The organism is Clostridium sp. UBA4395 (assembly GCF_002390995.1).
GTDB classification, from domain to species: domain Bacteria; phylum Bacillota; class Clostridia; order Clostridiales; family Clostridiaceae; genus Clostridium_J; species Clostridium_J sulfidigenes.
The window spans coordinates 24116-36226 of sequence record NZ_DGRF01000094.1 but is presented as its reverse complement, the minus strand read 5'-3'; the positions used below and the strand labels follow the sequence as shown (position 1 = coordinate 36226).

Genomic DNA, 12111 nt, shown 5'->3' with positions numbered 1-12111 from the left:
AATTTAACTTTTCAATTTACCTTAAGCTTAAAACAATATATGTATTAATATATAAATAGTAACATATACATATTTAGTTGACAATTTAGGAAAATATGTCTATAATACAAATTGTATGGTAGTATAATTTACATAAAATTAACATATGTAAAACTACTAATAAAAATTTAATCGTAATCATTGATTTATTTTATGACGAGAAATATTCGTTAAGGAAGTCGGTGCAATTCCGACACAGTTAATCCCTACTGTAAGGGTGACGAACAAAGCGAAAATGCCACTGGTATAAAAACTGGGAAGGCGCTTTAAGTAGGATGAACCTAAGTCAGAACACAACAGTAAGATAGATCAATAGATTTCACTGTGCAAGTTTTACCAATTATAAAGCATGGATATCTGAAGGCATAACAGATGTTTATTTTTTACGCCCATTTTTAAAAAAATGAGCGGAAAAGCTTAACTATATAGCATAAAGACTTTTAGAAATTTACAAAAATGACTGAAATGAAGATTATGGATAAATACATGCTGAAATAGGGGGGGATAAAATTATTGGTAAAATTCATCACATAACTATTTATAAAAAATGATATAAAGGTAACAAATACTTTTATCATGATGAATTAGAATGACAAAATAAATGTTGTGTTAAGGGGATAAAAGATTGGAGAGGATTATAAATGAGTAAAAAAATGAAAAAGTTTTTTGGTTTTCTTTTAGTTTTAGTTATGACCTTAGCTATTAATGTAAATGCAAATATAAATGCCTTTGCAGATACTAATGAAACTGTTAATGTTCAGATTAAGGCGTATGGAGATACCTATATTAATGAAACAGTAAATCTTAATGATTTAAAAGCTAAATTGAGTTCAATAAATTCAGATCACTTATATAGTACACAACCCTATACTAATTATGCTACCGAAGGTATAAAGACACCAACTACAGCTGATGCTTTAATTTTTGCATATAATCAATACTATATGAGTCAGGGAGCAGCAGAGGTAACTCCATTACTTGATACTAATTATCCAAATACAGCAGCTGCTATTAGCTATAATTGGGATTTAAAGCCATATGCTGGCAAGCCAGGAATCTATTTTATTTACTTCGATGGAATGACAACTGTAGATAATGGTACTGTTCAAAATCCTAATGGCACTCATACTTGGACTGGTGATACATGGACTTTCTATGTAAATGGAGTAAAATCAAATTCATATGCTAGTAACATTTCATTAACAGATGGTATGACAATTACTTTTGAATATAATACAGTATCTGAAACTTGGTAAAATTAGGGCGTGAAAATATTTTTATAAATAATTAAATTTATAAAAAATGATATGAAGGTAACAAATACTTTTATTAGTTTTAAGAAAACCGCCTACATGCTGGTGGAACGAAAAATGCTTATAGTCACAGTGCAAGCCACTCGTTTTACGGGTGGCTATGACTATAATGAATTAAAATGACAAAATAAATGTTGTGTTCAAGGGATAAAAGATTGGGGGGATTATAATGAGTAAAAAAATGAAAAAGCTTTTTAGTTTTCTTTTAATTTTAGTTATGACATTAGCTATTAATGTAAATGCAAATATAAATGCCTTTGCAAATGCTAATGAAACTGTTAATGTTCAGATTCAGGCATATGGAGAAACTTATATTAATGAAACAGTAAATCTTAATGATTTAAAATCTAAATTAAGTTCAATAAATTCAGATCATTTATATAGTACACAACCATATACTAATTATGCTACCGAAGGTATAAAGACACCAACTACAGCTGATGCTTTAATTTTTGCTTATAATCAATATTATATGAGTCAGGGAGCAGCAGAGGTAACTCCATTACTTGATTCTAATTATCCCAATACAGAAGCTGCTATTAGCTATAATTGGGATTTAAAGCCATATGCTGGCAAGCCAGGAGTCTACTTTCTTTACTTCGATGGAATGACAACTGTAGATAATGGCACTGTTCAAAATCCTGATGGCACTCATACTTGGACTGGTGATACATGGACTTTATATGTAAATGGAGTAAAATCAGATTTATATGCTAGTAACGTTTCATTAACAGATGGTATGACAATTGTTTTTAATTATGGTACAGTATCTGAGACTTGGTAAAATTATAAAATAAAGATATTTTAACAGATGATTAAAGACTTCTTTAGTCATCTGTTTATTTGGGGGATAAAATGAATAAAATAAAAAGATTTATCGTATATCTATGCGTAATGTGCATTGTTATGACAGCAATACCTGTTAAAGCCTTTGCTAAAGATGAAGAATCTACTAAATCTACAGAGTTAACTAGTTTAATTGCAGTATGTGGGATAGCTACAACTAATGCTCCAATTACGTGGAGAGGTTCACAAGCAAATAAGATAGAAGGTACAGATAATATTTATTATGCCGATGTTTCTAATGGGAGTATTGGACACTTAAGAATTACAGGTACTAGAAGATCAAATACAGCAAAAATTACTATTGAGGATATGACAGATCCAGAGAATAAATCTAAAACAGATTTATCTATTAACTATGATAAGGGCTATAAATTTGATGACCAAAATAGACCAGTCGAAAATAAAGAAAATAATCCCTTCTGTAGTTTTGAAAAGGGAAGTGCTTATAGTATTATAAAAGCTGCTAATGGAAGTAATGTATTTAAGATAACAGTAGAAGATGGAGATAAGAAAGAAGAAAATTATTTAGTAGTTTCCTTTAAAAAATCTGGCATTGATTTAAATAATAATTGGCCAGATAGAATTAATATATTAGATGGAAAAACTTCTAAGCCCTTAGCTGATGAATATCAATATGGCAACGAAATTATGACAAAAACTAAGGGAATCGGGGTTTGTGGAGAAGATGGAAAGTGTAAAATTCCAGATGATACTTCATCTATAAGACTGCAATTAGAAAAATCAATGACATCGTCTAAAGATGCCTTTTATGAAAGTTGTAAAGATGGGTTTTATAGGACAAATTCCTATGAAATTAGCTTCAATGGGGGACCATGGAAACAAATTGGTGGCAATGAAATAAGTGAAGAGTTTGCTTTAAAACAAGGATTAAATATAATTCAGCTTACTACAAGTTCAATTGAAGCTTTCCAAGAACGAAGATCATCGACACTTGGAGGAATAACTCTTTTACTATATAGAGATGGAGAAAACACCTATAAAGTTCCAAAAGGAACAGATACCTCAGTAAAATCTGTAAAGATATTTCAAGGAGCTAGTGATAAAGCTCATGCAACAGATAGATTTACAGAGCTATTGTCTACTAATAAAGTTGATGAAAAAGCAAGCATTAATTTAACTTCTTCAAATCCCTATGTATATATGCAAGTAGAAACTAATGATCCAGCAGCAGAGGTATTTATACCAAATAGTAAAGTCATTGATGGAGGATACTTTTTAAAATTAGATAGTGATAAAAATGATACAATTCCAATTAGTGTTATTCCGGCTAATGGGGATACAGGTGCTCAGGCATTGCATAATATAAACATTAACTGGCAGATTACAGAGGCAACTCTAGACAAGTTAGAGGTTACTGGAGGCAAATTAACAAAATCTTATGAGAAAAATATAAAGGATTATTATCTTATACCTGATTCCTTTGATTCTAATGTAAGTTTAAATTTTATTCCAGGAACAGCAAGTAATGTTGAAGTTTGTTTAAATAGAATTGATTCTAAGCCTATTGGAGTTACAAATAATACTGTAGAAGTAGACCCTTCAAAAGTACATCAGGTTATATTTAAGGCTACTTCTTTAGATGGATTTACAAATAGTTATTCTGTTGTAATTAAGAGGCCAGATTCCGAGGATACATCAGATGATTATGAGAAGGCAAAGGAAAAAGCTTCAACAATATTAAAGAAGGCTATTGATGGATGGAAAAATAAACAAAAAGGTAAAATGAATAAAAATTATTGGCAAACATTTGCTATGACTAATGCTAATGAAAGCCTAGATGGATACTACGTATATGATGTAACAACGCATGACTTAAATCAAGCTACGGATTATGCCGCTAGTATTTTAGAACTAACTATGATTGGAGAAAATCCTTATAATTATGGTGGTGTAAACTATGTAGAAGGACTTAAAAATCTTAAAGGTGAAGATGGGTCTTACGGACCTTATGCCTGTAATATTTGGGCATTATATGCGCTTGATGCTGCAGGATGTTATGATGAGGATTTAGTTAAGACTGTAGCTGGCAAAGCATGTAGTAAGGATTTTGATTTAGATATGCGTGGTTGGGCTCTTGCAGCAATTCAAAACCATTTAGATGTGGAGGGAGTTGCTGAAAAAAGCACAATAGCTATTGAACGTATGAAACTAAGTCAAGATGGTTCTGGTACAGATAAGGTAGCCTTTGAAAACCCATTCTATGCCAATAGTAACCTTTCTAGTCATGCTTGTGTAATAATGGGACTTACTGCTGCAGGAATTAATATAGAAGATGAAGATTGGAAAGTAGATGGAGTTTCTCCATTAGATTTAATAGAGAAACGTCAAGATGAGAATGGAGCATTTGCATTTAAAGAAACAGATCAAGAGACTGACTATAATACACAAGTTATTATGGCCCTAGGAGGAGTTATTAATAGAGATAATGTTTGGACAGCTCAAATTCTTACTTTAGATAAGGTAGAGAAACTTTTAGCAAAAGCAAAGGAAATTAAAACAAATCCAATACTTCAAAAGCAAATAGATGCACAAAGAGAAAAGCTGGAAGAATTATATAATAAAAACTCTGGTAATGCCCTTGGCATGGGAGAAGATTATTATGCTTTATATGATTTAGTAGGTTTAGCTGATGAAAGTTGGAAACCTAACACCTTCATGGGGACAGAGGAAGAAAAGAAGGAAGTAGAGGATGTTATAAAGCAAATTGAAGAAATTTCAGATATAGAAAAGTTAACTTATGCAGATAAAGCTAAAGTAGAGTCTGCAAAAAGTGCTTACGATAGATTAAAACGTGTTCGTGTTCCAGGAAAAGAAGTTGGAATGACATTATTACAACATTATGTAAATAATAGTTATGTTTTAGATGAGGCTATTGCTTTCATTGAAAGTGAAGAAAAGCTACATAAGGAAGATGCAGAGAAGTTAACTAATGAAATTTTAAAGTATAAGGATATAGATTCTATTAACATAGAAGATAAAGATAACATTATGGACTTAAAGCAGAAGGTTGATGGCTTAGGTGAAGAAGTTTCTAAGTGGATTTCAGGCGAAACAGTACAGACTTTAAATGAAGCTGTTAATCGTGTTATTAATTTAGAAGTAGCAACTCCAGTTATTACGGAAATTAAGAAATTAGAAGAGGGAGTTACTATCTTAGATGGACCTTTCTTGAAGGAAGTAAGAGCTATGTATGAAGCATTAACTAAAGACCAAAAAGCTTTAGTTAAAAATTATTCCGTACTGGTAAGTTCAGAAAAGGAGTTTAATAAGCTTCAGATTGAAAATATAATAAATCAAATTAAGGAATTACCAGAACCAAGTAGTTTAAAGAAAATACTTGATGGAAAAGCAGAAGAAATTACAATTACTCCAAAACAAATTGAACAAATTGCAAAAGTAAAAGCTGCATATGATGCTTTAACACCAGAGCAACAAGCTGCTATTGAAGCAATGGAAAATGGAGAGGCCTTAGTGACAAAATTATCAAAGGATGTACTCATAGCTGAGGAATATGAAGGTTATATAGAAGCATACTTAGAGCCATTAGTTGAAAAAATTAAAAACTTTAATATTCCAATGAATGCAAATCAAGTAAGCTATGCAAAGGAAATTCTTGATGCATATAACAAAAATGAAAATGCAAAGACATACTTAGATAGTATATCTGGAATAAAGGATAAAATCACTGGTATTAAAAAGGGTGTCGAAGAATGGAACGAAGCATTAAAAAAAGCTGATTCTGTTAAGAAATATTTTACTGAAGCAACTGAGAATGCAGATGAAAATTTAGTTTCAAGAGATACCATACAAGGTATTAAACTAGCATTAGAAAAATTTGAAGAGTTGAAAAAAAGTTCAGAAAGTGCAGCAAGTATTTTAGAAAATGAAGTGGATAGTTTAGAAAGATTAAAAGAAAAAATCTATGCAAAGAAAAAGCAAATTAATGAAGATAACAAGGTAGCTAGAATTTCAGGCGATATTCCATGGGATGTAGAATTAGAAATCAAGGAAGTAGAAGGTAAAAACTATGATGCGTTAAAGAGTTATTTATCTAAATATAAGGATGCTTCAATGGTTAAAGCAGTAAGTGTTAATAGCCTTGAAATAATGTCCGATGGAAGATTAAAGAAGTACATTCCTGAAAAAGATTACATTGCTACTTTATTTACTCATGAAGATTTTGCAAATAAAAATGTTTTTTTAGCTATGTTATCAAAGGATGGAGTGAATATTTTAAATAGTAGTGTATCAGGTAGTGATGTTACCTTTACTATGGATGGTAGTAGCGGAGAATATGCAATAGGTGTCAAAGTTGTTAAAACAGTAGAGCAATCTAATGAGGATACAATTGATGGTAATAAAGAAGGGGATATAAATAAAAACGGTGCAGATAAACAAGGGTATGTAAATAAGAACGGTGCAGATAAACAAGGAAAGACAACTACCTCGCAGCCATCAGATAAAGGTAAAAATGTAAGTAATAGTTCTGGAAAAACTTCATCAGCACCTAAAACAGGAGATGTTTTACCACAAAAGATGGGAATTATGCTTCTTTTAATTGCTATAGGAAGCAGTATATTTATTACAGCAAAAAAATGCAAGACTAATACTAGGTAGGTTTTTATAGAATTGAGGTTGAAAAAATGAAGTATAAGAAAAAAGATAGAATTAAAAAGTTAACGGCAGTTCTTTTGCTTCTATTTATGACAGTTACTACTTTTCTGGGAAATTGTAAACCTGTTTGGGCAGATTCAGAAGAGGGTATTGTAACAGTTACCGTTGAGAGATTTTCAATAGGTAAAGGATATGTAGTTGAGCCTAGTATGATATCAATAAAAGAAGGGGAAAACTATGCTTCTCTATTGAAGAGATTCTTAAATTCACAGGGATATGGGTATGATATTCCTGATACTCAATATGGTGCATATTTAGCTTCTATTCATAATGCAGATTCAAAAGATATGAAGTTAAATATTCCTAATTCCATATTAAAGATGGCTAGGGCAAATGGAGATTTTATATTAAATAATAATTTGACTAATGCTTATACACCAAAGCTATCAGAGTTTTCCTATACAGGAACTTCTGGATGGGTATATTCTATTAACAATGAATTTCCTGGCGTAGGAATTGGTAATATGTATCCTAAAAATGGTGATGTATGTAGGTTACAGTTTACTATTTATGGAACAGGAGCGGACGTAAGTGGTAAAGACGTAACTAATGGGAAAGTTTATTACACGCCAGCTGATAGAAGTAAATTATTATGTAAGGTAGCAGCAATAAATCAAGCAAAGGATCTTTGGTTTACTATAGATGGATGTGAAGCCGCTTATGATAAAGCTATGAAGGTTTTAAATAACTTTGATGCAACTCAAGAAGAAGTGAATACAGCATTAAGCGCGTTTCCTTCTATGGAAGCTGTTTATCCTAAATCTGTAGCGTTATCAGACAGTAATCTATCTATAGATATAGATGAAAAAGATAAGCAACTTAAAGCATCTCTTTATCCTGAGAATACTACTTTTAGTAAATTAGTATGGAAGTCTTCGGATGAAAGAGTGTTACAGGTAGATGGGGAAGGAAAGCTTTTACCAATTTCAGTGGGTGAGGTTGATATTACAGCAAGTACAATAAATGGATATAGTGCTACATGCCATGTTACAGTAAAGAATCGACCATTAACTGAAATTGTATTAAATAAGTCAAGTTTTTCTTGTGAAAGAGATGATACATTTCAATTAAAAGTAGTAGAATGGATACCTGAAAACACTACGGATGATAAAAATGTAACCTGGGCAACTAGTGATGAAAAAGTTGCTACAATATCTGAAAATGGATATGTTGTTGCTAAAAAATCAGGTGAAGTAGATATTAAAGCTACAACAAAAACTGGAATTAATGCCATATGTCATGTCACTGTAGGAAATAGTAAAGAATTAGCAGCAGCTATGGAAAAGAAAATTTCTCAACTTCCAAATTATGCTGATATGAAAATAAAAGATGTTAAGGGAGTTTATGCGCTTAGAGATGAGTTTGAATCTTTAAAAGATGAAAGTAAAGCCTACATTTCTGAGACTATAATAAGTAAACTAAAAGCTTGTATAGAAAAAGCTGATATATTAACTGTAATTTCTAAAATTAATAATTTGCCGTCTATGTCTGTTCTTAGGCTTGAGGATGAAAGTAAGGTGCAAGAAGCAAGGACATATTATGATGCTTTAAGTAGTAAAAATCAAAAGCTTGTTGGAAGACCTTATATAAACAGACTTTGTAAGGCTGAAAATCGTCTAAAAGATTTAAAGAAAGAAGCAAAAGATGTAGAGGATAAGATGATAAAATTACCTGACAAAGCAACAATGGCTGATATTGACTTAGTTATTTCTGTTAGAAATGCTTATGAAGGTGAGCTTAGCCACGCACAAAAAAGTATTATTTCAGAAGAAGCTAAAAATAAGTTAGCTCATGTAATAAGCACTTTGCAAGCATCAATTACAAGGTTCATAGATGCAGTAGATACTAGTAAAGAGGTTGATATTAATTCAAAAGAAATTCAAGAATTCCTTAAAGCTATAGTTTTTTATGAGGATATGGAAGGAATAATGGAAGTTCCAGAGGAGTCAAAAATTAAAGTTGATGCTACAAAAAAATGGATTGAACAAGCTATTCATACTTGTGAAGATATTACTGTAGAAAGCCCTTGGTATATAAGAACCAAAGTATCAGATATAAATGGAAAAGCAGGGCTTCTTAAACATATAAAAAAGGCTTATGATTCTTCTAAAGCATCTATAGTTTTTGCAAAAGAGATTAGTTATGAGGATATCAGAAATAAATCTGATTATTCTCAAGAGAAGAGCGTGGCAATTACCTTTAAGTTACCAATAGAATATGATTCTATGGAAAATTCAAAGGTATTTATGGTTAAAAATGGAAAAATTAAGGAGTTAGATGCAGCTCATAATTCTGAAAGTAATAGTATGACTGTTCATTCCCGCTCCATTGGAAAATTGATTTTAGCTGATGTACCAGTAGCTATAAAAGATATTTCTATTTCTTCTACAGCACAAGTAGAAAAAGGTGGAACTACATCTTTAAAAGCCCATAAGCTACCTGAAAGTGCTACAGAACCTCTAGAAATCAGATGGAAGTCATCTAATAATAATATAGCTACTGTAGATAATAATGGTGTAGTTACTGGAATTAGTGAAGGTACTGTAACAATTACAGCTTCTTTAGCTAGTAATTCGCGTATTAAAGCCCAATGTAAGGTGGCAGTAGTTACAAAGGCAAACTCTCTTTCTAAAAGTGTTGAAGAAATTTTAAATGATACTAGAGGATACATTCTTTCTATTGATAAAAATCCTGCAAAGGGTAGTGAATGGTTTGTAATAGGTTTAGCAAGAGGTGGAATGGACATAAATAGTGATTATTTTAATACTTATTACAATCATATGGTAAATTACTTAAAAGAGAAGGATGGAAAGCTAACAGATACAGTTAAATATACTGAATACTCTAAAACTATTGTTGCTATGACTGCCATAGGAAAAGATGCTAGGAATATTGGAGGATATAATTTACTTGCTAACTTAGCTGACTTTAATGAGATTAAAAAGCAAGGAATTAATGGACCAATATGGGCTCTTATTGCTTTAAAAACAAATCCAGATTATGTTATTCCTGAAGTTTCTGGAGTATCGAAGCAGACCACAGAAGAAGTATTAATAGATTATATTCTTTCGGATCAAAAAAGTGATGGAGGATGGAATTTATCAGGAAAATCAGGTGATGTTGATTTAACAGGAATGGCATTACAAGCTCTTGCGCCTTATTACAATAAAGAAGGAAGAGAAAAGGTAACTATAGCAATAAATAAAGCACTTTCATTTTTAAGCAAAAATCAGCTAAAAAATGGAGGATTTGCTACTAGTGGTGTAGAGACTTCAGAATCTAATGCTCAAGTTATTACTGCTCTTTGTGCTCTTGAAATTAATCCAGAGACAGATAATAGATTTATTAAAAATGGTTATTGGTCAGTGGAAAATATACTTAAATATCATATACCAGGTAGTGGGTTCATGCATGTAAAAGCTGAAGCAGGTAATAATGGGGGTGCTGAAGCAGGTAAAGTTGATGGAATGGCAACAGAACAAGCTTATTATGCGTTAGTTGCTTATAGCAGATTTAAAAATGAAAAAACTCCTTTATATGACATGTCAGATTTATCCATAAAAGTTGGTGGTAGTGGAGATAATTCAGGTACGGGAATTAACAATAAGAATCCTGAAACAGAAGTAAATAAAGTTGAGAACAATATCTCCAGTATTTTAAGTAAAGCCATAAAGGGAAAAAGAGTTTCTAAAGTTTCCAAAACTATTAATAGTGCAAAGAAAAATCATAAGAAAAGTGTAAATAAAAACACTAAAAAGGATTCCAAGGCAGATGAAGAAGGTTGGAATTTTAAAGGTGAAGAGTATGAAGGCAGTAAGGGTTCTTTAGATGCTAGATTAGAAGGAAAAGCAAATGAAACTGAAGGTATAAAAGAATATTTACCCTATGCCCTTTGTATTTTGTGCGGAGTTACAGTTGTAGGTGTATGTATTTATTTTAAAAAGAAAAAGTAATAATTTTAAAATGACGCTGATTCTCATATATAGAATTATGGGAATTGCTCGTTAAAATGTAGTTTTATATGTAGGAAATATGCTGAACATTAGTGTATTTCTTACATATAATTCATTTTCGCAAGGAGGAAAATAATATGCGCAAAACTTGGTTAAAAATAATTGCGTTATTAATATGTATAGTTTTTTTTATTACTGGTTGTGGTAAAGCTAATAGCACTCATAACAAAGACAAGCAGGGCATAACAGTACCAGAAAAAAATATTTTATCGGAAGATGGCATAGTATCGGAGGACATTATGCTAGGAATAGCTGGAATAGATAAGGTTTTTTCCTTTGAAGGAATGGATAGTAATGGGATTAAGTACACTTGGTTTTATAGTGGAAAGAAAGTCCAAAATCCTATAGAGCAAAAGCTGAAAGTAGAATTTTCTAAAGAAAATTTAGATGATATAAAAATTGCAGCTAATAATGCTACAGTTGGACTAGAAATGAAATTTGAGAAAATGCAGTTGGCAGCTCCAGTACAATTAAGCATTATACTTACTGAAAAGTGGGATGCTGATAAGATTTTGTTTTGTAAGTATATAGATGATAAAGTTAAAAAAATTGAGGATGTTGAGATTGAAACCACTGATAATGAAGGAAAAGAATGTACTAAGTTAACTTTTCAAGTTACAGAGGCTGAGGGTACTTATTATTTATTAGGTGGTAAGACAAAAAAGAAACTAGATAAAGAAGTAAAAAGTGAGGTAAATTTACAACAAGGGAAAAGGGAAAACTCAAAAGAACAGGCTAGTGTAAGTGAAAAATCTGATGATAAAATAAATAGTTCTTCAGGGGATAATTCTTCTCAAAAGCCTACTTGTACAATATCCATTGAATGTGGAACAATTTTAAATAATCGCAATGATTTAAACAAAAATAAAGCTGATTTTGTTCCATCTAATGGTTGGATTTTAGGAAGCAAAACTGTGGAATTTACTCCAGGAGAAACGGTTTATGATATTCTTGGAAGAGTATGCAAGGAATCTAATATACAAATGGAGGCAAGCTTTACGCCTATGTATAGTTCCTATTATGTAGAAGGTATAAATCAACTTTATGAATTTGACTGTGGGAGTTTATCAGGTTGGATGTATAGGGTAAATGGTTGGTATCCTAATTATGGATGTTCTAAATATGAAGTAAATGATGGAGATAATATTGAGTGGAAGTATACTTGTGACTTAGGAAGAGATATTGGAGGATATATAGGTGAATAA

5 protein-coding genes and 1 riboswitch are annotated in these 12111 nt (G+C 31.4%); all 5 genes read left to right on the top strand.

Annotation, left to right across the window (positions count from 1 at the left end):
* The first annotated feature begins 173 nt into the window (after positions 1-173).
* Positions 174-358: riboswitch (cobalamin riboswitch) on the top strand.
* Between the two features lie 322 nt (positions 359-680).
* The 5 genes from B2694_RS17275 (at position 681) to B2694_RS17255 (ending at position 12111) form a co-directional block, all read left to right on the top strand.
* Complete coding sequence (locus B2694_RS17275; RefSeq protein ID WP_346886805.1) at positions 681-1295, top strand: DUF4430 domain-containing protein; 615 nt, start codon at positions 681-683, stop codon at positions 1293-1295.
* A gap of 226 nt (positions 1296-1521) precedes the next feature.
* Positions 1522-2136: a hypothetical protein gene (locus B2694_RS17270; protein ID WP_346886804.1), complete on the top strand. Its 615-nt coding sequence runs from the start codon at positions 1522-1524 to the stop codon at positions 2134-2136.
* 71 nt (positions 2137-2207) lie between these two features.
* Complete coding sequence (locus B2694_RS17265; protein WP_346886803.1) at positions 2208-6836, top strand: hypothetical protein; 4629 nt, start codon at positions 2208-2210, stop codon at positions 6834-6836.
* 26 nt (positions 6837-6862) lie between these two features.
* Positions 6863-10846 carry an Ig-like domain-containing protein gene (locus tag B2694_RS17260; RefSeq protein ID WP_346886802.1) on the top strand — a complete coding sequence of 1328 codons (3984 nt, stop codon included), beginning with the start codon at positions 6863-6865 and terminating at the stop codon, positions 10844-10846.
* 137 nt (positions 10847-10983) lie between these two features.
* On the top strand, positions 10984-12111 hold the full coding sequence (locus B2694_RS17255) for a DUF4430 domain-containing protein (protein WP_346886801.1): 1128 nt from the start codon (positions 10984-10986) through the stop codon (positions 12109-12111).